Below are 24143 nucleotides of genomic sequence, written 5' to 3'. Positions count from 1 at the left end.
TGCGGGGCTTTTTCATTCACGCGCTCGATGATCTGGCGTGCGGTCACCGGTCGCGACGCCACGGGCGTTTGATGCCCGTCACCATCGCGCCGATCAGGTTCTCACGAAGATAGAGGCACATCGCGACAGCGGCAGCGACGTGCACGCACACGCAGACTTCGAGCGCCGTGGCGAGCGCGCTGTGAGTACTTTCGAGCCAGTCTTCGCCCCAGAAGGCGTCGAGCCGCATCATCCATCCAGTCAGACCCAGCGCGAGCACGAGCGACCACAGCGCGACGATCATCAGTGCGCCGAGCGGATTGTGCGATACAGGATGAATGGGCTTGCCCGCAGGCAGCGCGCGCAGATAGGCGACAAGTTCCGCGCGCCCGGGCCACCATGTTGAAAACCGGGCGTTTGGCGTGCCGATCACGCCCCACACGATGCGCGACGCAACAAGCCCGACCGCGACGTAACCTGCCACGCGATGCACATCGTTGCCGGTCTCGCCAAACAGGTTCCACAGGCGAGACGTCAGTCGATCTCGGACTTCACGACGTCGAGCGTTTTGGTGTCGTAGTAGATCTCGACCTTCTTGCCTTCCTTGTTGTGGCCGTAAATCTCATAGCAGTTGCCGTCGACCTTGAACTTCTTGATCTTGTAGCCGTCCGCCTCGAGTTTCGCGCGGGCGTCAGACTCCTTGATCCACTCTTCCTTCGGATGGGCGGCGCATTTTGCGTCCGCCAGCACGGCGCCGGAAAAACCAAGGGTACACATCAACGCAACGATCTTAAGCATCCCTAACTCCACACTTCGTGATTAACGAGGTCATCACTCTACTGTGGATGAGAACCATTTGCAATTAAATTGTAATGTGAGGAATGGAATTCGAAAGCAGATCTTGCGGTGTGTCGTGCGGCGGGCACCGGCCGCATCGCTTGGTATAACGCGATGCGGCGCGGTACAAATTCATGCAGCCGCGCAGGCTAGGCTTCGCCGCGCAGTTTCCGCCCCTGCTCGCGGATCTGCTCGAGCGTTGCACCCGGCGTGCTTGCTTCCTGCGGCAGACGAATCTCGATCAGTGCAGCGCGCTTCGCCGCCTGCGCACGTCCGAGCGCGGGCAGAAAATCTTCCGTCCGCTCGACGAGTTCACCATGCGCGCCAAACGACCGCGCGAACGCCACGAAATCCGGATTCGTCAGACCGGTGCCGTGCACGCGGTTCGGATAGTTCTTTTCCTGATGCATACGGATCGTGCCGAAGTGGCTGTTATTCACGACGATGAAAATCACATGCAGGTCGTACTGCATCGCCGTCGCGAGTTCCGGCGCGGCCATCATGAAGCAGCCGTCGCCAGCGAGCGCGACGACCGCGCGGTCCGGATACATCGATTTCGCCGCGATGGCCGCCGGCACGCCATAGCCCATCGCGCCGTTCGTCGGTGCGAGCTGCGAGCGGAAATGCCGGTACGAGAAATGCCGATGCAGCCAGGTCGCGTAGTTGCCCGCGCCGTTCGTGAGAATCGCGTCCTCGGGCAGATGTGCGCGAAGTTGCTGGATGACTTCGCCCATCTGCACGTCGCCAGGAATCGCGCGCGGCTTGCGCCAGTCGAGATATGCCTGGTGCGCTGCTTCGGCTGAGCCGGCCCACGCTGGCGTCGCCGTCGGTTTCAGTTGGGCGAGCAACGTGGCGAGTTCCGGCATGCCCGACACGATCGGCAGATCAGCGGCGTACACGCGGCCAAGTTCTTCGGCACCCTGGTGGATGTGGACAAGCGTCTGCCTCGTCTTCGGAATGTCGAGCAGCGTGTAGCCGTTCGTCGTCGCTTCGCCGAGGCGCGGACCGATCGCGAGCAGCAAATCCGCATCGCCGATGCGTGCGGCCAGCGCCGGATTGACGCCGAGGCCGACGTCGCCGGCGTAGTTCGGGTGTTCGTTATCCAGTGTGTCCTGATAGCGGAACGCGAGGCCGACCGGCAACTGCCAGTTCTCGATGAAGCGGCGGAAATCCGCACATGCGTCCGGCGTCCAGCCGCTGCCGCCTGCGATCACCATCGGCCGCCTTGCGCCTTCGAGCAAGGTGCGCAACTGCTCGATCTGCGCCTTCGATGGCGACGCCGCCACGCGGTGATACTTCGGCGCGCCCGGTACGACTGGGCACGCGTCGCTCAGCACGTCTTCCGGCAGCGACAGCACGACCGGCCCCGGACGTCCCGACGTCGCGATATGAAACGCGTGGCTCAGATATTCGGGAATGCGGCGCGCGTCGTCGATCTGCGCGACCCATTTGGTCATCTGGCCGAACATGCGCCGGTAGTCGATCTCCTGGAAAGCCTCACGGTCGAGATGCTCGCGCGCGCACTGGCCGATCAGCAGGATCATCGGCGTCGAATCCTGGAACGCCGTGTGGACGCCGATCGACGCGTGCGTCGCGCCCGGACCACGCGTGACGAGTGCGATGCCAGGCCGTCCGGTCAGCTTGCCGACGGCTTCGGCCATGTTCGCGGCGGCCGCTTCGTGGCGGCAGACGATTGTCTGGATACTGTCCGTTTCGTCGTGCAGCGAATCGAGCACGGCGAGAAAGCTCTCGCCCGGTACGCAGAACACGCGCTCGACGCCATGCGTCAGCAAGGCATCGACAACAAGACGCGCGCCGGTGGTGGTGGCGGAACCAGCGGAATCAGTAGAAGCGGAAACGATTGGCAACGACATTGCGAGAAAACCTCCATTCAGTTCGACCGGGCCAGCAGCTTCCGGCGGCATGAGCCGGTAGCCCGATCAGTGTCACGGCCTGCGCGCTGCATCAGGACGATACGCGCGCCGCCTTTAGTGGAACGACGTACGTCAGGTCAGCACTCGACGATATTCACCGCCAGGCCGCCGCGCGACGTTTCCTTGTATTTGGTCTTCATATCGGCGCCGGTCTCGCGCATCGTCTTGATGACGGAGTCGAGGGAAACATAGTGGCTGCCGTCGCCGCGCAACGCCATGCGCGCGGCATTGACCGCCTTCACCGACGCCATCGCATTGCGTTCGATGCACGGAATCTGCACCATCCCGCCAACCGGATCGCAGGTGAGGCCGAGGTTGTGTTCCATGCCGATCTCAGCGGCGTTCTCGACCTGAAGCGGCGTGCCGCCCATCACGGCCGCGAGCGCGCCGGCCGCCATCGAGCAGGCGACGCCCACTTCGCCCTGACAGCCCACTTCGGCGCCGGACAGCGACGCGTTCAGTTTGTACAGAATGCCGATAGCGGCGGCCGTCATCAGGAAGTCGATCACGCCCTGTTCGTTCGAGCCTGGCATGAAACGCGTGTAGTAATGCAGCACGGCCGGGATAATGCCCGCCGCGCCATTGGTCGGCGCGGTGACGACGCGCCCGCCCGCGGCGTTTTCCTCGTTGACGGCGATCGCGTACAGATTGATCCAGTCGATCATCGACAAAGGATCGCGCAGCGCCATTTCCGGATTGCCCGACAGCGCGCGATACAGCTGCGGCGCGCGGCGTTTCACCTTGAACGGACCCGGCAGCGTGCCGTCCGCATCGGGGTTGCCGATGCCGCAACCACGCGCGACGCACGATTGCATCACGGTCCAGATTTTCAGCAGGCCGGTGCGTGTTTCTTCTTCGGTGTGCCACACGCGCTCGTTTTCCCACATCAACTGCGCGACTGATTTTCCTGTCGACGCACACATCGCGAGCAATTCGTCGCCGGTGCGAAACGGATGCGGCAGCTGCTGGACTGCGCTCAGCACCTTCGTATTCGGCGCGCCAGCGGTCACGACAAACCCGCCGCCGACCGACAGATACGTCGCTTCGCGCAGCGTCGCGCCTTCTGCGTCGAACGCGAAGAGTTTCATGCCGTTCGGGTGCTCGGCGAGCGCCTGCCGGTAGAACGAGATGTGATCTTTCAGAACGAACGGAATGTCGCGCTTGCCGAGCAGCGAAAGCGTGCGCGATTGTCGGATTGCTTCGAGACGTTCGACGATGGTGTCGGGATTGACGGTGTCGGGCGCGTCGCCGAGCAGGCCGAGCATCACGCCGCGGTCGGTGCCGTGGCCTTTGCCGGTTGCGCCGAGCGAGCCGTACAGATCGACTTTAACGGACGCCGTGGCGTCGAGCAGCCCGTCGCGCTCGAGACCCTGGGCAAACATCAGCGCCGCGCGCATCGGCCCGACCGTATGTGAACTGGAAGGACCGATGCCGATCTTGAAGAGGTCGAACACACTGACTGCCATTACTGCTCCTGCAAGTAGATATCGGTTTAGCGCGCCGCGAGCGGCAGGCACACGGCGAGCCACGCGGGCGGCGACGGTGCCAGTTGCAGCGCGACAGGCGTGAAGCGGCCATCGAGTCGCGCGGCGAGGTGGAACAGCTCCGTCGCGTTCTTCGGATCCCATTGACCCGAGTAGCCGGGCAAGCCAGCTTCGCGACGTTTTACATCGAACGGCACGTCCGAATGCACGAATTCTTCGTGTGTCTTCGCGCCGGTCGCGTACGGCGTGAGCCAGTCGAGCGCGGCAGCCAGCGACGCGCCGTTCGCCGCTTTCTCCGGCAACCAGTTACGGTTGTGGCGGCGCGCGGCGAGCGCGGCCGTGACGAGCGGCTGCAGGTCGTACGTCACATAGTGCAGTGCATCACGTTCCGCAAAATCAACGGTTGTGCCATCCGGCGCGATGTTGTCGCCGATGTGCTCGACGTACAGGCGCTGCGCCGCGTTGATCATCTTCCGGTTATCGAGCGTGAACGCGGCCATCGATACCAGTTTGACCCGATGACTCTGCCAGTTGTTCTTGAAAGAGCCTGTGAGCGGACGCGGTTGTGCGTCGATCTGCCCGATGTAGCCGTTTGCGAACTTCGTCAGGAATGCCATGGCGGCGTTGCGCGTTTTCACGGGCAGCGCGCTGGCGGTCATGTCATAGGCGAGGATCAGGCCTTCGAAGTGCGTTTCGTCGATCGGATTGAAGCTCGGCTGGTAGGTCGTGACCCACGCATACAGCAGGCGGTCGACGAGTTTCAGGTAGCGGTCGTCGCTGGTGGCGCGCCAGGCGAGCGCGGCGTCGCGCAGGAGGTCGAGATCCTTTTCGGCTTCCACGCTCTGGTCGTAGATGCCTTCATGCGGGAGCGTGCCTTCGGTATGCAGTCTGGCGAGCGCGTGCGGCGTTTCGTTCAGATGCGCCTGCACGTTGCTGACCAGGGCCTTCACGCCGGGATCGGCATTCGTGCGTTCACTGGTTTGCAGCCCGGGCGCGGCGCAGAAGTTCATCGCTGCGTGGGCTTGCTGTGATGGCAGTGCTAGCGCGCCCCAGGTGAGCAACAGTGCAGCCAGCGGCGTGCCTGTGAACTGCCGTGACAGTGCCTTCTTTGGTTTTATCCGGCGTTGCATCAATCGCACCTTTCGCGCCATGCGAAACTCCTTAGTCTGGCTGATTCGGTGTGTGATGTTAGCCGTTCCCGGGCGCGAACGACAGGACCGCGCGCCGTGATACGGCAGCACGCGGTCCGGCGTGACGCGGCCGGCGTTACTCGTAATCCACCATCGGCACGCACGAGCAGAACAGGTTGCGGTCGCCATAGACGTTGTCCGCGCGGCCGACCGGCGGCCAGTACTTCTTCGCGATCAACGACTTAAGCGGGTACGCCGCGGTCTCACGCGCATACTCGTGCTTCCAGTCATCCGCGACGACAACCTGCGCGGTGTGCGGCGCATGCTTCAGCGGATTGTCTTCGCGGTCGGCGCGGCCTTCCTCGACGGCGCGGATTTCGTCGCGGATCGCGATCATCGCCTCGATGAAACGATCGAGTTCTTCCTTCGATTCCGATTCGGTCGGCTCGACCATCAGCGTGCCCGGCACCGGGAAGCTCATCGTCGGCGCATGGAAGCCGTAGTCCATCAAACGCTTCGCGACGTCATCCACGGAGATACCGCTCGCTTCCTTGATCGGACGCAGATCGAGAATGCATTCGTGCGCAACCAGTCCGCCCGGGCCCGAGTACAGCACCGGGTAGTGCGGCGCGAGCTTGTTCGCGACGTAGTTCGCGTTGAGGATTGCTGCTTCGGTGGCGGCGGTGAGGTTTTTCGCGCCCATCATCGCGATGTACATCCACGAGATCGGCAGGATCGAGGCCGAGCCGTACGGCGCAGCCGAGACAGCACCGATGCCGTTCGCGTCGCGCTCGTAGCCCGACGACGTCTGGTTCGGCAGGAATTTCGCCAGATGCGCGCCGACTGCGACCGGACCGACGCCCGGTCCGCCGCCGCCGTGCGGAATGCAGAACGTCTTGTGCAGGTTCAGGTGCGAGACGTCGCCGCCGAACTGGCCTGGCGCCGTGAGGCCGACCATCGCGTTCATGTTCGCGCCATCGACATAAACCTGGCCGCCGCGCGCATGCACGATCTCGCAGATTTCGCGCACGTTCGCTTCGAACACGCCGTGAGTCGACGGGTACGTGATCATGATCGCGGCCAGCTTGTCAGCGTGCTGCGCGGCTTTCACCTTCAGGTCTTCGATATCGACGTTACCCTGCGCGTCGCACGCGACCACGACGACCTGCATGCCGGCCATCTGCGCCGAAGCGGGGTTTGTGCCGTGCGCCGAAGCGGGAATCAGACAGACGTTGCGATGACCTTCGCCGCGCGACGCGTGGTACGCGTGGATGATCAGCAAGCCGGCGTATTCGCCCTGCGAGCCCGCGTTCGGCTGCAGCGAAACAGCCGCGTAACCCGTCGCCGCGACCAGCATCTGTTCGAGCTGATCGATCATTTCGCGGTAGCCGACGGTTTGCTCGGCCGGCGCGAACGGATGGATCTGCCCGAATTCGGGCCACGTGACCGGCAGCATTTCCGACGTCGCGTTCAGCTTCATCGTGCACGAGCCGAGCGGGATCATCGAGCGGTCGAGTGCGAGATCCTTGTCCGACAGGCTGCGCAGATAGCGCAGCATTTCCGTCTCCGAATGGTGACGGTTGAACACGTGGTGCGTGAGGTACGCGCTCGTGCGTTCCAGCGAGGCCGGGAACGAATCCGCTGCGCTCAACGCCGCATCCAGCGCGTCGACCTGCGGTATGTCGTTGACAAACGCAGCCTGTGCGAACGCCGCCAGCAGATCGGCGAGATCGCTGCGTTTCGTGGTTTCGTCGATCGAAATGCCGACGCGTGTATCGCTCACGCGCCGCAGATTGATGCCCTTCGCCGTCGCCGCGTCGTGCAGCGCCTGCGTACGCGCGCCGGTTTCGAACGTGAGCGTGTCGAAGAAGGTTTCGTTGACGAGCTTGTAGCCGAGTTGCTTCGCGCCTTGTGCGAGCAATGCAGCGATGCGGTTCACGCGCAACGCGATCGTCTTCAGGCCGTGCGGGCCGTGATAGACCGCGTACATGCTCGCCATGATCGCGAGCAGCGCCTGCGCGGTACACACATTCGACGTCGCCTTTTCGCGGCGGATGTGCTGTTCGCGCGTTTGCAGCGCGAGACGCAGCGCCGGATTGCCCTGCGCATCGACGGTCACGCCGACCAGCCGCCCCGGCATCTGGCGCTTGAATTCATCGCGCACGGCGAGATACGCCGCGTGCGGGCCGCCGAAACCGACCGGCACGCCAAACCGCTGCGTGTTGCCGACGGCCACGTCCGCGCCCCATTCGCCCGGCGGCGTCAGCACGGTCAGCGCGAGCAGATCGGCGGCGACGACCACATGACCACCTGCAGCGTGGATTGCATCAGCCAGCGCGTGGTAATCGCGCACGTCGCCGTTCACGCCCGGATATTGCAGCAGCACGCCGAACGCGTTCGCGTTCGCGGCATCCGCAGCCGGGCCGACCTTCACTTCGATGCCGACCGGCTTTGCGCGCGTCTGCACGACTTCGATGGTTTGCGGCAGCACGTCGTCGGCGATGTAGAACACGTTCGACTTCGGCTTGCCGATGCGTTGCAGCAGCGTCATCGCTTCGGCGGCGGCGGTGGCTTCGTCGAGCAGCGATGCGTTCGAGATCGACAGGCCCGTCAGGTCGATGATCATCTGCTGGAAGTTCAGCAGCGCTTCGAGACGGCCTTGCGAGATTTCCGGCTGATACGGCGTGTACGCCGTGTACCACGCCGGATTTTCGAGCACATTACGCAGGATCACCGCCGGCGTGTGCGCGTTGTAGTAACCCTGTCCGATGTACGAGCGGAACACCTGGTTCTTGTCCGCGAGTTCGCGCAGCGCGGCCAGCGCTTCGGCTTCGCTCTTCGGCTGGGCGAAGGGGCCGAGCGGCAGTGCTTCGCTGCGGCGGATCGTCTTCGGAATCACGGCGTCCATCAGCGCAGCGCGGGACGCGAAGCCGAGGGCTTCGAGCATCGCGTGCTGATCGGCGGAATCCGGGCCGATGTGCCGTTCGGCGAAGGCGTCGTGCACTTCGAGCGCCGCGAGCGAGAGAGGAGTGCGGTTCATCAGACGATCCGGGTGTTCGAGCTTCATGAGGTGTTCCTGGTGGTGCGGCCATCCGGCGTTTCAAAACCGGGCGCCGCACCTGACGTGTTGAGAAATTACTCGCCGATGGACTTCGAGTACGAACCGGCGTCGATCAGACGATCGGTCGCGGCGCCGGCCGCCGGCTTGATCTTGAAGAGCCAGCTGTCGTACGGCGCGCCGTTGACGGAATCCGGCGTGTCGGCCAGCGCGGTGTTCGATTCGACGATCTCGCCCGAGACCGGCGCGTAGATGTCTGAAGCCGCCTTCACGGATTCGATCACCGCGACGGCGTCACCGGCCGTCACAGCGCGGCCGGCTTCCGGCAGTTCGAGAAAGACGATGTCGCCGAGCGCTTCCTGCGCGTGGTCGGTGATGCCGACCGTCAGCGTGCCGTCGGCTTCGGTGCGGACCCATTCGTGCGATTCGGTGTATTTCAGATCGGCCGGGATGCTCATCGGATGCTCCTGTTGCGTATTGATTGGGCTTTGAAGGATGGACGCGTGCGCCGGCGTGGCTCAGACGGCGAGCACCTTGCCATTGCGCACGAACGGCAGTTTTACCACGCTTGCGGGTAAAGCTTTGTCGCGGATCTGCACATGGACGACATCGCCGGGCTGCACGCCCCTTGGCACGCGCGCGAAGGCGATCGATTCCTGCATCGTCGGCGAAAACGTGCCGCTCGTGATTTCGCCGTCGCCGTGGGGCGTGACCACCTTCTGATGCGCGCGCAGCACGCCGCCCGCCTTGCCGTTCTCCTTCTGCAGGATCAGGCCGACGAACGCCGAGCGCGAGCCGTCCGCCTCCAGTTTCGCGCGTCCGACGAAATCGCGCGCATTCACGAGGTCGACCGTCCACGCGAGGCCGGCGTCGAGCGGCGAGACGGCGTCGTCCATATCCTGACCATAGAGGTTCATGCCCGCTTCGAGGCGCAGCGTGTCGCGCGCGCCCAGACCGCACGGACGCACGCCCTGTTCCTGCAACGCCTTCCACAGCGCGTCGACGTGGGTGGCCGGGACGATGATTTCGAAGCCGTCTTCGCCGGTATAGCCGGTGCGCGCGACGGTCAGCTCGCCAAACGGCGTATCCGCGACGCGCGCGGCATTGAACGGTTTCAGGGATTCGGTGGCGGCGCGGGTGGCCGGCACGGTTTGCCAGACTTTTTCGCGTGCGTTCGGGCCTTGTACGGCGACGATCGCGTAATCGCGACGTGCCTCGATTTTCAACCCGAAGCCGTGTTCGGCGTTGAGCCTGTTGAACCAGGCGATGTCCTTGTCGGCGGTACCGGCGTTCACGACGACGCGGAAATGGTCTTCGCTGAAGTAGTACACAATCAGGTCGTCGATCACGCCGCCTTCCGGGTTCAGCAGGCAGGAGTAGAGCGCGCGGCCGGGCGTCTGCAGTTTGGCGACGTTGTTCGCGAGCGCGAATCCGAAGAAGTCGCGGACTTTGGCGCCCGTGAAATCGACGACGCACATGTGCGACACGTCGAACATGCCGGCGTCGGTGCGCACGGCGTGATGCTCGTCGATCTGCGAGCCGTAGTTGACAGGCATATCCCAGCCGCCAAAGTCGACCATGCGGGCGTTGAGCGCGCGATGCGTCGCGTGGAGCGGGGTGTGTTTGAGTTCGGTCATGGGGCCTCAGGCGTCTCGCGAATCAGAAAAGGCCATGCGACGAAACTCGCGGCGTGTGCCAGCGAGTGCTTCGATACATGACCCCTCTGTCCTCGATACCTGAGAGATTGCGCTACCGTGGCCAGTGAATCTGTCACGGTGAACGCGCGCCCCTTCGGTGGGCAGCCTGCCGGTCGCTCGATGAGATCGAAACGACAGCTACTGCCGCTCTCCAGAGTGCGAAAAACGGGGATTGCGATGAGTCTGCAAACCGGTTTTTCGACGCAGTCGGTCCTTTTGCCTGAGAGTTTGCGGGTGTGCCCCTTCGGCGGCGCGGCCTGCGATGTTCGGCGGCCAGCACGCTCTCCCGACGCGTGCGGCGAATGTACGCGAGCCCCCGAACCTTGTCAAATTGAGACGGGTGGCCCGCGCCGGGCTGTGCGCGTGGGGGCCCGCGTCAAAAATACGTGCAGCGGAAGACGTAAAAAAGCGCGACGAGTGCTCGCCGCGCTTTCTTCATCTATATGGAAGCGGGATGATCACGACCCGGCCCCGCTTGTTTGTAACGGTTTGTTCCCTTTCGACGTTGTCAGGCAGCGCCTCCGCCGATGCGCTTGAACGGCAGCCGCCGGCCTTCCTGTGCGCTCTGGTTCGCCAGTTCGATGACCGTCATGACGTCGACGGCTTCTTCCGGACAGACCGGGAACGCCGCGCCGTCGTGGATCGCCGCCGTCAACGAGCGGTAGAAATTGGCGTATTCGCCGTCGCGCGTCGGCAGTGGGCGCTCCACTTCCAGCTCGCCATCCAGTTCGCGCAGCAGGCCCGGTTCATTGCCGCCGCCGAATTCGACGTCGCCCGGATTCAAGCCGGCTTTCAGCTGGTCTTCCTGGGTGTCGAGACCGAATTTCACATAGCTGCCGCGGGTACCGTGAATCGTGAAGCGCGGCGGCGCGATGGCCGCGAGTGCAGTGGCATGCAGCACGACTTCCTTGTCCGGATAGCCGAGTTGCAGATGCACGTAGTCTGGTGCGGTGCCTTCGTCGCGATGAATCCCGACCGTGGCCATCACGGTATCGGGCAGACCGAAGAGCACCAGCGCCTGGTCGATCAGATGCGGCCCGAGATCGAACAGCAGACCGCCGCCGCGCGCCGCTTCTTCACGCCAGCGCTGCTTGACGTGCGGCCGGAAGCGGTCGAAGTGCGATTCGTAATGCGTGATGCGGCCCAGTTCGCCGCTTGCGACCAGATCCTTCACCGTCAGGAAATCGCCATCCCAGCGACGGTTGTGAAAGGGCGCGAACACGAGCTTCTTCTGACGCGCGAGATCGGCGAGCGTACGGGCTTCGGCCGCGGTCAGCGTGACCGGTTTGTCGACGACCACGTGCTTGCCCGCTTCGAGCACGCGTTTCGCGAGATCGAAGTGCGTGTCGTTCGGCGTCGCGACGACAACGCACTCGATTTCAGCCAGCGCGAGCAGCGCGTCGAGATCCGGGACGATCGAGGCGTGCGGATAGTCGGCGAGGGCCTTGGCCGGCTGGCCGGTCGCGATTGCGGCGACGCTCGCGCGGCCGCAGTTGTCGATCACGGGCGCGTGGAAGGTGGCGCCGGCAAAACCGTAGCCCATCAACCCTGTTTTCAGCGATGAAGACATGCGAGCTTCCTGCAAAAAGCGGCGCGCGGCGGGGGCGGCGCGCAACGCTGCAATTGTGACACGGCCCCACGGATGGCGGTCTTCTGCGCTGCGTCATCGACGCTTTCATCCGTGTTAACATCGCGGGTCTCGTGCTGGCGGCCCGAGCCCGAAAAGCGTGCCATACCAGCAGGTTGCACGCGCCGGCGGACCGCCATGCCGCATGCCTCCGGGCGGGTCTTTCCAGACGCGCCCTCAACCGCACTACCTTCCAGTCAACGATGTCCGCAGGCCTGAACTCCGCCCAGAACGAAGCGGTGCGCTATCTCGATGGTCCGTGTCTCGTGCTCGCCGGCGCCGGCAGCGGAAAGACGCGCGTCATCACGCAGAAAATCGCGCATCTGATCGAAGCCAAGGGTTTCGAGCCGCGCCATATCGCCGCCGTCACGTTCACGAACAAGGCTGCAGCGGAAATGCGCGAGCGCGTCGGCAAGCTGCTCGAAGGCAAGACGCTGACGACGCCCGGCAAGGAAGGCCGCAAGGTGCCCGTCAACCAGCTGACGGTGTGCACGTTCCACTCGCTCGGCGTGCAGATTCTGCGGCAGGAAGCGGAGCACGTCGGACTGAAGCCGCAGTTTTCGATCATGGATTCCGACGACTGCTTCGGCATGATCCAGGAGCAGGTCGGCTCGACGGACAAAGGTTTTATCCGCAAGATCCAGTCGATCATTTCGCTGTGGAAGAACGGCCTGATCATGCCAGACGAGGCCATGACGCTCGCTTCGAACGAAGACGAACATCAGGCAGCGATCGTCTACCGCAATTACGTCGCGACGCTGCACGCGTATCAGGCCGTCGATTTCGACGACCTGATCCGTCTTCCCGCCGAGCTTTTCGCGCGGAACGAACCGGTGCGCGACCGCTGGCAGAACAAGCTGCGCTATCTGCTGATCGATGAGTATCAGGACACGAATGCCTGCCAGTACGAACTGCTGAAGCAGCTGGCCGGCCCGCGCGCGGCGTTCACCGCGGTGGGCGACGACGACCAGGCGATCTACGGCTGGCGCGGCGCTACGCTCGAAAATCTCGCGCAGCTCGGCAAGGATTTCCCGAAGCTGCACGTGATCAAGCTCGAGCAGAACTATCGTTCGACGGTGCGCATCCTGACCGCCGCGAACAACGTGATCGCGAACAATCCGAAGCTCTTCGAGAAGAAGCTGTGGTCCGAGCACGGCATGGGCGACACGATCACCGTCACGCCGTGCAATGACGAAGAGCACGAGGCCGAATCGGTCGTGTTCCGCCTGTCGGCGCACAAGTTCGAGCGGCGCGCGCAGTTTCGCGACTATGCGATTCTGTATCGCGGAAATTTTCAGGCGCGCATCTTCGAACAGGTGCTGCGTCGCGAGCGGATTCCGTATGTGCTGTCGGGCGGCCAGTCGTTCTTCGACAAGGCTGAGATCAAGGACATCTGCGCGTACCTGCGCCTGATCGCCAACGCCGACGACGATCCCGCGTTCATCCGCGCGATCACGACGCCGCGTCGGGGCGTCGGCAATACGACGCTGGAGGCGCTCGGCTCGTTCGCGGGACAGGCGAAGGTGTCGCTGTTCGAGGCGGTGTATATGGGCGGCATCGAGGCGCGGCTGTCGGCGCGTCAGGTCGAGCCGCTGCGCACCTTTTGCGATTTCATGCAGCGCCTCACCGATCGCGCCGACAGCGACGCCGCGACCACCGTGCTCGACGACCTGATGGACGCGATCCACTACGAGGCGTATCTCTATGACGCGTTCGACGAGCGTCAGGCGCAGTCGAAGTGGCAGAACGTGCTGGAGTTTCTCGAATGGCTGAAGCGCAAGGGTACGAAGCCTGAGCCTGCGGCCGGCAGCGAGGCGACCGGTTTCGACAACGCCGACGGCCTGGCCGATACCGGCAAGAACCTGCTCGGTCTGATCCAGACGGTCGCGCTGATGTCGATGCTCGAAGGCAAGGACGAAGATCCGGATGCAGTGCGGCTATCGACCGTGCATGCGTCGAAGGGGCTCGAATATCCGCACGTGTTTCTGGTGGGCGTCGAGGAAGGCATCATGCCGCACCGCGGCGGCTCGGACGACGGTCCGGTCGACGAAGGCCGCATCGAGGAAGAGCGCCGGCTGATGTACGTCGCGATCACGCGGGCGCAGCGCAGCCTGCATCTGAACTGGTGCAAGAAACGCAAGCGCGCGCGCGAAACGGTGGTGTGCGAGCCGTCACGGTTCATTCCGGAGATGGCGCTTGACGAAGGCCCGCCACCGACGCCCGAAGAAGCGCCAATGTCGCCGAAAGACCGGCTCGCGAGTTTGAAGGCGCTGCTGCAGAAGCCTTGATCTTCGACTGCGCGGGTTGTGAGTGACGCGGTGAAGGCAGACGTAAAAAATCCCTGCGACGCTTAAGGCGTGCGCCGGGATTTTTTTGCTTGACGGGTTTTAGCTGGATGGGGCCGGAGGTTACTTCACCGCGCTGACCATGTAGTCGACGGCGGCTTTCACGTCCGCGTCGGATGCGGTTGAGGAGCCACCCTTCGGCGGCATCGCGCCCTTACCGTGCAGCGCGTAGTTATAGACGGTGTCCATCGGCTCCTTCAGACGCGGCGCCCACGCCTCCTTGTCGCCGTATTTCGGCGCGTTGAGCACGCCAGCTGCGTGACAGGCCTGACACACCTGCGTGTACAGCGCCTTGCCGGCCTGCGATGCGTCCGCGCTTTGCGCCGCGCCGGAAGCGGGCGCGGCCTGCGGGATGCTCGCCATTGCTGCCATCGCCGCGGCTGCCTGCGCGGCGCCGGCATCGGAGGCACCGGCCGCTGCCGCGCCCGAAGCCGCCGCTGCACCCGACGCGCCGGCTGCCGCACCTGCGGCAGGCGCTGGCGGATCGGCGAAATTCGCGCCCGCGTTGTTCGCCATGTAGGCGACGGCGCGGCCGATTTCGTAATCGCTGTAGTCGTCGGGGCTTGTGCCGCCGCGCGCGGGCATCGCGCCCTTGCCGGTCAGCGCGGTGTGCCACAACGTGTCGAAGCCCTGCGCGATGCGCGGAGCCCAGTCGCCAGCGTTGGTGAATTTTGGCGCGCCTGCGGTGCCGGCGGCGTGACAGGTGGAGCAAACAGCCTTGTAGACTTCTTCGCCGGTTTTGTAGACGCGCGGCGCGTTGGCATCGCGGATGTCGACCTGGGCCAGCGGCGTGATCCGCTGGTCGACGGCGGCATCGGTGAGGCTGTCGGTGCCGGCGCCGACGCGTGTGGCGTTGTCGACGTAATACGCCAGCATAACGATGATGACGATCGGGACTGCAAACCCGGCGACGACCGCAGCGAAGAGCTGTGCAGGTGTTTTGATCGGATTTCCGTGGGGTGCTTCGCTCATGCTTGTCTCGTCTCCGGGGATATTGTGAGCGGTACAGCGTGACGGCAACGACCTGTTCTTTTAGTAGGGTAGCCCCTCTTCCTTCCGGAAGAGGGGCCCCCTAAGAACCGTACGTGCGAGTTTCCCAGCATACGGCTCAAGCCTACATGCAAAGCCCCTCCTAGGACAGGGCCGGCTTCGTTACAACAACTTTACCAGCGTGCACCTGCTGGTGGCAGTGGGGGTGTAGCAACACTCTGTTGGACAAACTGTCTGAGCCGCCATGCATCCGATATTCCAGATGGTGGTCATGCCAACCAGTTTCGTCCGTCAGGGCGCAGCCACAATGCGCGCAGAGCCCGCTTTGTGACATGTACAGTGTGGCCCATTGCTTTCGGTACCGCATCGATTCCCACATGCGTTCCTGTCGCAACTGTTCACCATACTGCTCCCACGTTGGATCAAATGGATGGAAATCCCCTTTGATCTTCTTGTGTCGCTTGATGACGGTACTACCGACCTCGTACAGCTCAAGCAACCGCTTGCTACCGTCTTTCGAAACTACAGGCGCAGCAAACACCCAACTCCGATCACCAACCGGATGGAAATACTTCTGCCGTATCCAGTCCGCGCTCTTTTGCGGATGTCGCCGCTTCGACCACCACATGAGTCTCTGAAAGACGAGATGCCCCATGCGGCTGTACGCCAACTTGGCAACTACAGGGCTGTGATATTGCGCCCAGCCTCGTAGCATCGGGTTCAACAGGCGAATCAAATTTTCCTGCTTCACCGTCTTGTTGCCGCTGATCGTTTCCGCCACCTTGCGGAAGAACGATTGTGCGTTCTTTCTGCTCGGTTTGATGAGTAGTTTTCCCGAGTACTTCCGGAAGTTCCACCCTAGGAAATCGAAGCCGTGGTCAATATGGGTGATACGGGTTTTCTGCTCTGAGAGTTGCAGACCTCTAACCGCTAGGAATGCTTCTAACCAAGGCCTGACCTCCTGCTCCAGCACCTCTCTCGAGTCACTGGTAATCACGAAATCATCCGCGTACCGCACTACATTAACCTTCAGCTTTTTCGCCCTCACGATCCCGAATTTCGCACCTAGGTGCGCATCCAGATCACGTTCCAGACCGTTCAGCGTCACATTCGCCAGCGTGGGGGAGATGATTCCTCCCTGAGGCGTACCGGCCTCAGTCGCCTGAAGCTGTCCTTTGTAGATCAGGCCAGCCTTCAGCCATTTCCGAAGGATCCGCTTGTCCATAGGGACGTGCATCTCCAGCCAGTCATGGTTGATATGGTCAAAGCATCCTTTGATATCTGCCTCGAGGACCCATCGAGCAGAAATGCGACGGGACAGGAGAACAAATATCTGAGACATGGCATCTGCCGTCGAACGGTTTAGCCTGAACCCATACGAGTTCGGGTCGCTCGTCGACTCCGCCACTGGCTCCAGAGCCAGCAGATACAGGGCTTGCATCGCCCTGTCCCGCATGGTCGGGATGCCCAGAGGGCGCTCCTTTCCATTGGCCTTGGGGATAAAGACTCTTCGTAAGGGCAGAGGCTTGTATCCGCGCCGCTTCAACCTGCCGATGGCTTCCCATCGGCGTTCAGGCGAATCCCATAGTTCGCGATCGACTCCAGCCGTTCGCGCACCCTGGTTTTGTGTAACACGTCGTACCGCATACAGCTTTGCGGACAACGTGTGGGTCAACATCCTTTGTAGGGCTTTCACCCTGCGCCAGTTGCCTTCCCGCGTCGCCTTCGCAATTCGAATCTGCATCCCTCTCACGTTCCGTTCAACCCGACGCCAATCGACGGCGTACCAGTTGTCTGGTGCGTGGGAAAGCGCAGATCCAGTCTTTCGACCAGATACTTTCATGCTGCTCTCCTACTCGAAAAAGTGAATCCCGAGCGGAGACCACATCGCCCCTTGCGGGAGCGATCTGCTCCCACCGGGGCGTTAAAACATACGCTGAGGGCTAAGAAGCCATCAGTAATCACTTTCCAGCTAAAGGGCTAGTCAGCCATCTTGCGACGGTAGACCAGACGGAAGTCTGCCCGCTTTCGCGTGAGGTAATGTCTCAACCCCTGTCCGGTCCATTACAGCCCGGCGTTCGCTTTTTCCGTCCTCCCATACCCGCACAATCAACAGCGTCCCTTGCGGTCCGCCTGCCAGTCATCCAGCACTGGCAACCATACGGGCTTACCACGTTCCCGGCATGTCACACGACTGACTTAGGTTCTGCCTTTCCCCCGGCGGTCCGATGACGACGTAACCCGAACGTAAAACGGGTTAACCGACCGCGCACCTTTTGGTCGATGCCTATCAGCAGCTTGGGCACCACAATCGTTACGAGGTTTATCAGCAGTTCACTTACATTAACCTTATCAGCCAGCCTAGCTCCTCGACCCCCTCGCTGCTAGGAGTCTCCAGATCGACGTCTCACGACGCCGATCTGCCCGAACTTCCGGGGGCTACATTGTCGGAAGAGCTTCACACCCCACCGTTACCAGTGACGCATGTCTTCCTAGGCTACTGCTGGTCGTACAGCAGGTTCTACTATCCCGTCGTACTTCCGACGGGGCCGAACAATGACACGCCGAGCTTTCGCTCGTATCAGCTTTGCGAATCCGTAGCCGTTGAGGCGCAGGAATTGCATACGACACCCCACCCTGTCGGCGGAGATGAAGCCGCTGACTGGGCGGGACCTGATGGTAGTCAGGCCAATACAATGCGTTGGGACCGGTCAAACCGCACCGGCGTCACGCTTCACAATTTATGGGGCGCAGCCTCGAAAGGCCACGCTCTCAACTACATAAAATTGCCCCAGTGAAGGGGCCTAAGTACATCTACTACAGTCGATGCCCGTAACGTGGGCTGACGGACACGAGCATGCGTGTCGCATTTACGAGGACGATTATAGACGTAACGTTTCAGCGGCGGCGAGCAGGGAGGACACTCTTCAGTAGGCGTTTACGCGAATCGTTCGCGCCGCGCCGGAATGTCGTCGTGATGTGTCGAAGGCCGCCGGACGGGCTTTCGCGGGCGGCGCGGTGGACGGGTCACCCGAAACCGGGTATGCTCTCGGTCTCGCTTTGGTGCCGCTTCCGTTGATTTTGCGGCGCTTTTGTGAAATGCGCCCGTAGCTCAATGGATAGAGTACTGCCCTCCGAAGGCAGGGGTTGCTGGTTCGATCCCAGCCGGGCGCGCCAAGATTCGAAATGATGCTAGGTGGATGAAACCTGTGCCGTTACCCTACAGATGTCGTTTACGACACCTGTAGGTCGCCAGATGTTACAAAAAGTCCAAATCTGGACGAATTCCCGTAACTCCTTCAGCCGCGGATGAACTCGTCCTGCTTCGTCCGTGTTTTCTCCGGACCGCGGTGCCGTGCCGAGCGTGGGCTTCCCGCTGTGCCGCGTGATAATCCCACCACGACCCGCGCTTGCATAAGCGTCTTCGCATATTCGCCATGACTCGCCGCCTGCTCGGGTATTCGCCGGTGCCGGCAACCGCACTGTGAGCGCGACAATACTCCTCGGTGAACCGACGCGTCCGCTCAAGGACCGCGCTCTTCCTCTCCTCCCGACCGGCCGCAACAACTGCGGCGTACTCCTCCGGGAAATTCACACGCAGGTACTTCGGCGAGGTGAGCAGCTCATCCGCCATCTGATACCCGGTAAGCGCTTGCCCGCTGCGCAGAGCGCGCCGCATCGCCTCCTTCATCTCCACGTCGGATTTTCGGCCGACGCAACTTCGACGATTCAACAAATGGGCCGGCTCATCAGACGGGCGTGCCCGTAACGACAGCATGACCTTGTTGCCCAGAAGGACGTCCGCGATTGCACAATTGCAGCAATATGCAATCAACGCTAGGCGATGAAGGCTGATACTCGCTGCCCCGTTTATCCACTCGTGCATGAGCGATTTACCCACGCCAAGATGCCTCGCTCTCGCTTTGCTGGACTGACGTCTTTCTTAACGAGCGTTTCGTACGTCTTCACGACACCAAAAATGGCGAAACGCGAGATGTGCCGCTTTCGACCCGTGCAGTCGAAATCCTCAAGAATCTGCCCCGACACGATCTCCGCCACGAGGCGACGTCCCGCATCTCGGAGCGGCTCGACAATATCTTGGAGTTGTCGTCCGTCACGGGGCACAAGACCGTCCAAATGCTGAAGCGGTACTACCACCCGCGCGCCACAGATCTAGCGAAAAAGTTGGGCTAACAGTTCTGCGCTAATTGGCGCGCTCGGACTGGAATCAAAACCCCACCTTATGCGCCATGTACGGCGCTACGCGCCGGAACATAGGATTTGCTCAACGTAACTCAACTCAGAGACGCGTGATTCATCCCGGAGCGATATCGCGCAAAGGTGAGGTGAGTCACTCAACTCATGCAAGGGGGAGGGGCAATGATCCTGCTGATCGCGGCAGAAAAAGGTGGGGTGGGCAAATCGACAATTGCCACGAATCTGTCCGTGCATCTGGCCCATAGGGGCGTGGATGTGGTCCTTCTGGACACTGACGGACAGGCCACGGCGGCCCGATTCGTCGAGCGGCGTGACGAGGCTGGCGTCACGCCCGCAGTGCCATGCGTTCAGCGTACGGGCGACGTCGGCTGCCCGGACCCTCGAAAGGGTTGATTTCGCCTGTTGCACCATGCAAGCGCGACCAAATAACCTCACGGTCGCGCCTTCCGCATAATTTTTATCCAGCGTGCTGCTGCCATGCCATGGCCCCGGCGCTTTGGCATCCGAAAATGCCACGCGCTACATTCGTCTGACTAACCGATGAGAGGTTATGCATTATGGGATTCGCGTTCATTCGTGAGGGAGGCACGACCTCTCATGGTGGTCGCGTGCTCGCGTGCGCTCCCCAAAATGAGGTCGATGGTCGAGCGAATCGGTAGGCGTTGCAATGAGCCGACGATTCTCGGCGCGACTAAATAACCTCACGATGCTGGGGAAAGCTGGCAGGGTAATCAGGGTGTCCGCATTTGCCCATTGATGTCAGCGTTTCTTCCTGGCGTCGCCAAAGTTTGCCGCGCACGCCTTGCTCGCTCGGCAGACGCATTTCGACCCGGAGCGGCCGCCGAGCTTTCTGCAAAGCAGCCATTCGGAATCAAGACGGGCTCGCCCAGACAGCAAGACCGCCGGCATTACGTCAGGTCGTCGCCGGCTGCACGGAGGAAAACGGGTGTCGCGTCCCGGACCTTGTTATGGTCCGGGAGGTCCCGCGACTGCCGTCGGAAACACGAAGTCCGGCGTCGGCGTAAACCGGATACCGGAATCCGGACAGATGACGCGTCCCCTGACCGCGACCCGCTGCCCCAAATAAGACAGCAGAAGCAAAGGATCCGGTACGCCGGCCTTCCAGAGCACGATATCGGTCACGGCCTCGTCGTTGCAGGGCGAGGTTGATGCACGGTCCAGCCGGAGCGACGTATAGTCGCCCGGCGCGTACTGTCCGTTGCCCCGCTGGATCGTGCCAGTGATCCAAATGTCCTGTTGTGACAGCAGTGTTTTCAGGGGCGGCTCGGCGGCCACCACCGTAGCCACTAAACCGGCGGCCAGGGCGGCCGACGCGGGTACTGCCTGCGAGCGTTCTTTCATGATGCCGCTCCCATCCGGCTTGTGAACCGCCTGGTTTGCCACAGGCTGGCTGCTTTGGGTCGGAGGCGGTTCACAGCACACCCGTCAGCCAGCCTTCCCGTTCTTATGCGTCGCTTTGCGGGCTTTGGCGTGGTAAGCGCTACGCTCGTCATGAACAGGATCTTCATTTTGGTCTCCTGTTTCCTGATGATTCAGGGTGTAGCCTCTGACCTGTTTCGTGGAGGCCGCTCCTGCGGCAAAGTGCAATCGCCCGAAGATCACTGGATTGGCGGCACCACGCCCAGTTTCTCGGCCAGCATGCGCTCATACACGCCGAAGTGCAGGTCGACTTCCTCCTGACTTACTGTCTTCACGATGATGTTCACCTGATCCGGCACCAGGCCGAGCACCACCGCAATCGCCGCTTCCAGTTGCGGCGCACAAACGCGGTCTTCGGTAAGTGTCGTGCCGACAGCGATATCGTAGGTTTGTTCGTGCTGGAAGACGATCTCGACCAGCCGCGCGCGGGCGCTCATGTTGTTGTCGATCGCGAGTTGCACGACCTCCGCCACGCTACGCATCAATTCCGTCGGAAAGCCTCTGGTCGAGCGCAGCCGGACGCGGTGTCTGCCAAGCGTGAGCCAGTCCGAATCGAATTCCATGGTGTCCTCCGGTTCCGTTGCAACGCACCGCGATAATAGGATTTGGCAGGCGATTTTCAAGACCGGAATTTCACCACCGCCCCTTGAAATTTTCACCGTAGGTTCTATCTTTGATTTCGCTCAGGCAGATGCGCCGGTCATATCCGGTGCGCTGCGTGTTTCGATTTGTTTGCCAGCGGCCTGGCAGGCGAACTGGAGCGCGTAGGCCCGTTCGCCTCCTCGCTGCATCGAAGGAGGATACGATGAGTGATCTCTTTTCCGGAACCGACCTGTTCAGTGAGTTTGACCGTCTGCAGCGGCAGATGGACAGCCTGTTCGGCGGTTTTCCGTCCAGCATCCGCTCGGGCCGCTTCGGGGCCTTTCCGCAGGTGAACATCGGTACGACCGACGACTCAATCGAAATCGTCGCGTTCGCGCCCGGTCTGAAGCTGGCCGAACTCGACGTGTCGATCGACAAGGGCCTGCTGACAATCAGCGGTGAGCGCAAGCCCGCCCAGACCGGCAGCGATGACAAAACCCGGGACGACACCCGCACCTATGCACAGGAGCGGTTCAGCGGCAGTTTCCGGCGCGTGATCGAGCTGCCACAGAATGCGGACCCCGACAAGGTGCAGGCGCGCTACACCAACGGTTGCCTGTCGATCAGCGTGGGCAAGCGTGAAGCGTCGAAGCCGCGAGCCATTACCGTCCAGTAATGCCAGCCATTCAAGGAGCATGCCATGAACGAGAGGACACAGGTCGCTGAGCGCGACCAGAAAGCGGTAGCACGACGCGAGGGTGACCAGCCGGCACGGCGGATGACGCTCGCACCGGCAGTCGACGTGTTCGAGGACAGCCAGGGCATCACGCTGTGGGCGGACCTGCCAGGCGTCACAAAGGACAAACTCGACGTGAAGGTGCACGACGGCAATCTTTATATCGAGGCCGAAGCAGTTGTGCCGACGCCCGCCGGTCTGCGGTTGCAGCACGCCGAGATCCGGGAACCGCATTTCGCGCGCGCGTTCTCGCTGAGCCCGGACTTCGACACATCGAAGATCGATGCAAACCTGCAGGACGGCGTGCTGAAACTGACGATTCCGCGTCGAGACGAAGCACGCCCACGCCGGATCGAGGTGCAGACGAACTGAGCCCGGCAGAGCCGCAACGACGACAGGAGAAAAACCGGTGGCGGCCGCGAGGTCGCCATCGCCCGTTCGTGGAGGTGTGGATACAGAACGTCATGGAGGAGGGGTGATGCGGATAAACGATCAGCATATGGGCCGTGCCGGTGCGTCAGTTCGCAAGCGGCCCGGCCCTCGCTGATGGTGGATATATCGGCTTGGTCACGAGCGGGCGCGATGCCCGTCTGCTTGCCGACTGGCATCTGCCGCGTCACACCCGGGCGGCAGACGCAGCGCGACGTCCCGCCGCACCCCGTCAGTTGAACGCAATGATGCACATCCGGTTCTCCTGTCAGACCATCGAGGAGCATACGATGAACACCGACCTGAAAAAGTGGAACCCTTTCAAATTTCTCCGCGGTTCAGGACGCAAGCCCGAGGCGGACAGTGCGCAAAGCCCGCCCGACAGCGAACCGTCACGTGTTCCGTGGCCCGACATTTCGCGACTTTTCCCCCGTGATTCGTGGCGTGCGATGGAGGATTTCTTTCATGATCCGTTCGCGGCGCGCGGCGCGCGGCGCGCTCGAACGATGGTTTGGCGACTTCAGTTCATCGCGTTTCCAGCCGCGCATCGACGTGGTCGACGAGGGAAAGATACTGCGCGTGACCGTCGAACTGCCAGGCATGGAGCGGGAGGACTTGACCGTTAGCGTCGAGGACGGAGCGTTGGTATTGCGTGGCGAAAAGAAGCAGGATGTGCACAGTGAGGAGGACGGCTGTTACCGGCTTGAGCGTGCATATGGAGCCTTCACGCGCACAATCCCGATGCCGGAAAATGCCGATCCCGACCACGCTCTCGCAAAGTTTGACAAGGGCGTCCTGACGTTGACGGTGCCGAAACAGGAGCCGCAGCGATCCACGAGCCGCACGATCGATATTGGCTAACGTTGGCCGGCGACTTGGCGATTGCGAGTTGAATCAATGGGAGTAGCCCGGGTGGTTAGCTCAGCTGGAAACTACGCTCTAAAAATGCGCGCCGGCCGCCGGTTCGCCAGGCAGCGCCCCACCACCGGGCCCGAGCATTGCCTCGGGCGCACAGTCATGCACAACATAAATCCGACGAAGAGCCGCCCTGTTTTTGGTACAAATCCGCGGAAGTTGCCAGTTGCGCAACATTGCGCCGGGCACAGGGGCGGCTTCGAAGCAGTTGCCACTGTCGACTGAAAAAGGTGCAAACAGCTTACAGCCGGCCGCCCCTGGCGTGTCGTCCCGCCGTCAAGGTGCTCGGCAGAATTCAGCGAGGCAACAGTCCCACCTCCCGGTAACTGTCGATCAATGCGTCAAACAGCGCAATGTCTGCTCGACCGCGTGCCATAAGCTGCGCACCGGCGACCGCTGCGTAGATCGCGCAGGCCCGTCCATGCCTCTGCTTGGCAGGCACCACCTTCACTGCGGCCAGAACGTCTTTGAGCCACGCGACGTTCACATCCGCAAAAGCCTGGACCTCTTTCTTCACCACGTCCGGTAGATCGTCAAACTCAGCGGCCATGAAGCTGCTGAGGCACATGCGGTTCTCACTCTCGAGCGACTTGCGAAACGTCTCGGGATACCGCCGCAGGCTGACGAGCGGATCAATAGACTCGGCTGAGAGCGCTTCCAGGGCGGCCGCTGATTCCTCCCAATAGCGTCTCGCGACTGCCGCTGCGAGCTCAGCCTTGCTGGGGAAGTGATAGTAGATGCT

19 protein-coding genes, 1 tRNA gene, 3 pseudogenes and 2 riboswitches are annotated in these 24143 nt (G+C 62.2%); of the genes and pseudogenes, 9 read left to right on the top strand and 14 right to left on the bottom strand.

Translation table 11 applies throughout. The features are described 5' to 3' along the window. Positions 1 to 43: 43 nt before the first annotated feature. The 9 genes from P3T21_RS28055 to P3T21_RS28015 form a co-directional block, all read right to left on the bottom strand. The gene (locus P3T21_RS28055) at positions 44 to 472 is read right to left on the bottom strand and encodes a cytochrome b/b6 domain-containing protein (RefSeq protein ID WP_429259215.1); all 429 of its coding nucleotides are present in this window, start codon (positions 470 to 472) and stop codon (positions 44 to 46) included. A 41-nt stretch (positions 473 to 513) separates the two neighbouring features. Then, positions 514 to 777, bottom strand: a complete 264-nt coding sequence (locus P3T21_RS28050; RefSeq protein WP_429259214.1) for a PepSY domain-containing protein — start codon at positions 775 to 777, stop codon at positions 514 to 516. A gap of 188 nt (positions 778 to 965) precedes the next feature. Further along, a complete protein-coding gene (locus P3T21_RS28045; RefSeq protein WP_429259213.1) occupies positions 966 to 2690 on the bottom strand; it encodes a thiamine pyrophosphate-binding protein in 1725 nt (574 codons plus the stop codon). Positions 2691 to 2827: 137 nt separating this feature from the next. Further along, a complete protein-coding gene (locus P3T21_RS28040) occupies positions 2828 to 4216 on the bottom strand; it encodes an L-serine ammonia-lyase (protein WP_429259212.1) in 1389 nt (462 codons plus the stop codon). A gap of 26 nt (positions 4217 to 4242) precedes the next feature. Further along, positions 4243 to 5385, bottom strand: coding sequence for an alginate lyase family protein (locus P3T21_RS28035; protein WP_429259211.1), 1143 nt, complete (start codon positions 5383 to 5385; stop codon positions 4243 to 4245). Positions 5386 to 5500: 115 nt separating this feature from the next. Continuing rightward, on the bottom strand, positions 5501 to 8431 hold the full coding sequence (gcvP, locus tag P3T21_RS28030; RefSeq protein ID WP_429259210.1) for an aminomethyl-transferring glycine dehydrogenase: 2931 nt from the start codon (positions 8429 to 8431) through the stop codon (positions 5501 to 5503). Between the two features lie 68 nt (positions 8432 to 8499). After that, positions 8500 to 8880, bottom strand: coding sequence for a glycine cleavage system protein GcvH (gcvH, locus tag P3T21_RS28025; protein ID WP_429259209.1), 381 nt, complete (start codon positions 8878 to 8880; stop codon positions 8500 to 8502). Positions 8881 to 8940: 60 nt separating this feature from the next. Continuing rightward, positions 8941 to 10059, bottom strand: coding sequence for a glycine cleavage system aminomethyltransferase GcvT (gene gcvT / locus P3T21_RS28020; RefSeq protein WP_429259208.1), 1119 nt, complete (start codon positions 10057 to 10059; stop codon positions 8941 to 8943). 76 nt (positions 10060 to 10135) lie between these two features. Further along, positions 10136 to 10284: riboswitch (glycine riboswitch) on the bottom strand. Between the two features lie 33 nt (positions 10285 to 10317). Then, positions 10318 to 10418: riboswitch (glycine riboswitch) on the bottom strand. Between the two features lie 209 nt (positions 10419 to 10627). After that, positions 10628 to 11689 carry an oxidoreductase gene (locus P3T21_RS28015; protein WP_429259207.1) on the bottom strand — a complete coding sequence of 354 codons (1062 nt, stop codon included), beginning with the start codon at positions 11687 to 11689 and terminating at the stop codon, positions 10628 to 10630. 260 nt (positions 11690 to 11949) lie between these two features. Between P3T21_RS28015 and P3T21_RS28010 the strand changes: the two genes are divergently transcribed. Beyond that, on the top strand, positions 11950 to 14034 hold the full coding sequence (locus P3T21_RS28010; protein WP_429259206.1) for a UvrD-helicase domain-containing protein: 2085 nt from the start codon (positions 11950 to 11952) through the stop codon (positions 14032 to 14034). A gap of 120 nt (positions 14035 to 14154) precedes the next feature. Here the strand turns inward: P3T21_RS28010 and P3T21_RS28005 are convergent, their stop codons facing one another. Then, on the bottom strand, positions 14155 to 15063 hold the full coding sequence (locus P3T21_RS28005) for a c-type cytochrome (RefSeq protein ID WP_429259205.1): 909 nt from the start codon (positions 15061 to 15063) through the stop codon (positions 14155 to 14157). Positions 15064 to 15223: 160 nt separating this feature from the next. Beyond that, the gene (ltrA, locus tag P3T21_RS28000; RefSeq protein WP_429259204.1) at positions 15224 to 16924 is read right to left on the bottom strand and encodes a group II intron reverse transcriptase/maturase; all 1701 of its coding nucleotides are present in this window, start codon (positions 16922 to 16924) and stop codon (positions 15224 to 15226) included. Between the two features lie 1258 nt (positions 16925 to 18182). On the opposite strand from ltrA, the gene P3T21_RS27995 reads away from it, so the two are divergent. The 4 genes and pseudogenes from P3T21_RS27995 to P3T21_RS27980 all read left to right on the top strand — a co-directional run. Further along, a tRNA-Arg gene (locus P3T21_RS27995) sits at positions 18183 to 18258 on the top strand. Between the two features lie 723 nt (positions 18259 to 18981). Beyond that, positions 18982 to 19275 (top strand): annotated as a pseudogene (locus tag P3T21_RS27990) (site-specific integrase); the annotation flags it as partial. Positions 19276 to 19461: 186 nt separating this feature from the next. Continuing rightward, a complete protein-coding gene (locus P3T21_RS27985; protein WP_429259203.1) occupies positions 19462 to 19692 on the top strand; it encodes a ParA family protein in 231 nt (76 codons plus the stop codon). 164 nt (positions 19693 to 19856) lie between these two features. Continuing rightward, positions 19857 to 19943: pseudogene (locus tag P3T21_RS27980) on the top strand (PAAR domain-containing protein); the annotation flags it as partial. 322 nt (positions 19944 to 20265) lie between these two features. Here P3T21_RS27980 and P3T21_RS27975 read toward each other — a convergent pair. Then, the gene (locus P3T21_RS27975) at positions 20266 to 20661 is read right to left on the bottom strand and encodes a hypothetical protein (protein ID WP_429259202.1); all 396 of its coding nucleotides are present in this window, start codon (positions 20659 to 20661) and stop codon (positions 20266 to 20268) included. 257 nt (positions 20662 to 20918) lie between these two features. Further along, complete coding sequence (locus P3T21_RS27970) at positions 20919 to 21302, bottom strand: hypothetical protein (protein WP_429259201.1); 384 nt, start codon at positions 21300 to 21302, stop codon at positions 20919 to 20921. Between P3T21_RS27970 and P3T21_RS27965 the strand changes: the two genes are divergently transcribed. From P3T21_RS27965 to P3T21_RS27950, 4 genes and pseudogenes are all read left to right on the top strand, one after another. Further along, positions 21301 to 21507 (top strand): hypothetical protein, encoded by a 207-nt coding sequence (locus tag P3T21_RS27965; protein WP_429259200.1) that lies wholly within the window; start codon positions 21301 to 21303, stop codon positions 21505 to 21507. The genes P3T21_RS27970 and P3T21_RS27965 overlap by 2 nt on opposite strands. A 37-nt stretch (positions 21508 to 21544) precedes the next feature. Continuing rightward, entirely contained in the window at positions 21545 to 21997 is a 453-nt protein-coding gene (locus tag P3T21_RS27960; RefSeq protein ID WP_429259199.1) for an Hsp20/alpha crystallin family protein, read from the top strand. 24 nt (positions 21998 to 22021) lie between these two features. Beyond that, positions 22022 to 22429 carry an Hsp20/alpha crystallin family protein gene (locus tag P3T21_RS27955; protein ID WP_429259198.1) on the top strand — a complete coding sequence of 136 codons (408 nt, stop codon included), beginning with the start codon at positions 22022 to 22024 and terminating at the stop codon, positions 22427 to 22429. 347 nt (positions 22430 to 22776) lie between these two features. Then, positions 22777 to 23347 (top strand): annotated as a pseudogene (locus tag P3T21_RS27950) (Hsp20/alpha crystallin family protein). 349 nt (positions 23348 to 23696) lie between these two features. On the opposite strand, the gene P3T21_RS27945 reads toward P3T21_RS27950, so the two are convergent. After that, positions 23697 to 24143: TetR/AcrR family transcriptional regulator (locus P3T21_RS27945; protein ID WP_429259197.1), on the bottom strand; the 447-nt coding region annotated here is incomplete at its 5' end.

The sequence above is a fragment of the Paraburkholderia sp. GAS334 genome, assembly GCF_050436625.1.
Lineage (GTDB): Bacteria > Pseudomonadota > Gammaproteobacteria > Burkholderiales > Burkholderiaceae > Paraburkholderia.
The sequence above is the reverse complement of the archived record's forward strand: the minus strand, read 5'-3'. Positions and strand labels throughout refer to the sequence as shown.

Bases quoted from the DNA above. Each gene is read 5' to 3' on its own strand.
- P3T21_RS28050 (WP_429259214.1), bottom strand. From the start codon at position 777: ATGCTTAAGATCGTTGCGTTGATGTGTACCCTTGGTTTTTCCGGCGCC.
- P3T21_RS28045 (WP_429259213.1), bottom strand. From the start codon at position 2,690: ATGTCGTTGCCAATCGTTTCCGCTTCTACTGATTCCGCTGGTTCCGCC.
- P3T21_RS28040 (WP_429259212.1), bottom strand. From the start codon at position 4,216: ATGGCAGTCAGTGTGTTCGACCTCTTCAAGATCGGCATCGGTCCTTCC.
- P3T21_RS28035 (WP_429259211.1), bottom strand. From the start codon at position 5,385: ATGGCGCGAAAGGTGCGATTGATGCAACGCCGGATAAAACCAAAGAAG.
- gcvP (WP_429259210.1), bottom strand. From the start codon at position 8,431: ATGAAGCTCGAACACCCGGATCGTCTGATGAACCGCACTCCTCTCTCG.
- gcvH (WP_429259209.1), bottom strand. From the start codon at position 8,880: ATGAGCATCCCGGCCGATCTGAAATACACCGAATCGCACGAATGGGTC.
- gcvT (WP_429259208.1), bottom strand. From the start codon at position 10,059: ATGACCGAACTCAAACACACCCCGCTCCACGCGACGCATCGCGCGCTC.
- P3T21_RS28015 (WP_429259207.1), bottom strand. From the start codon at position 11,689: ATGTCTTCATCGCTGAAAACAGGGTTGATGGGCTACGGTTTTGCCGGC.
- P3T21_RS28010 (WP_429259206.1), top strand. From the start codon at position 11,950: ATGTCCGCAGGCCTGAACTCCGCCCAGAACGAAGCGGTGCGCTATCTC.
- P3T21_RS28005 (WP_429259205.1), bottom strand. From the start codon at position 15,063: ATGAGCGAAGCACCCCACGGAAATCCGATCAAAACACCTGCACAGCTC.
- ltrA (WP_429259204.1), bottom strand. From the start codon at position 16,924: ATGAAAGTATCTGGTCGAAAGACTGGATCTGCGCTTTCCCACGCACCA.
- P3T21_RS27985 (WP_429259203.1), top strand. From the start codon at position 19,462: ATGATCCTGCTGATCGCGGCAGAAAAAGGTGGGGTGGGCAAATCGACA.
- P3T21_RS27975 (WP_429259202.1), bottom strand. From the start codon at position 20,661: ATGAAAGAACGCTCGCAGGCAGTACCCGCGTCGGCCGCCCTGGCCGCC.
- P3T21_RS27965 (WP_429259200.1), top strand. From the start codon at position 21,301: ATGGTGTCCTCCGGTTCCGTTGCAACGCACCGCGATAATAGGATTTGG.
- P3T21_RS27970 (WP_429259201.1), bottom strand. From the start codon at position 21,302: ATGGAATTCGATTCGGACTGGCTCACGCTTGGCAGACACCGCGTCCGG.
- P3T21_RS27960 (WP_429259199.1), top strand. From the start codon at position 21,545: ATGAGTGATCTCTTTTCCGGAACCGACCTGTTCAGTGAGTTTGACCGT.
- P3T21_RS27955 (WP_429259198.1), top strand. From the start codon at position 22,022: ATGAACGAGAGGACACAGGTCGCTGAGCGCGACCAGAAAGCGGTAGCA.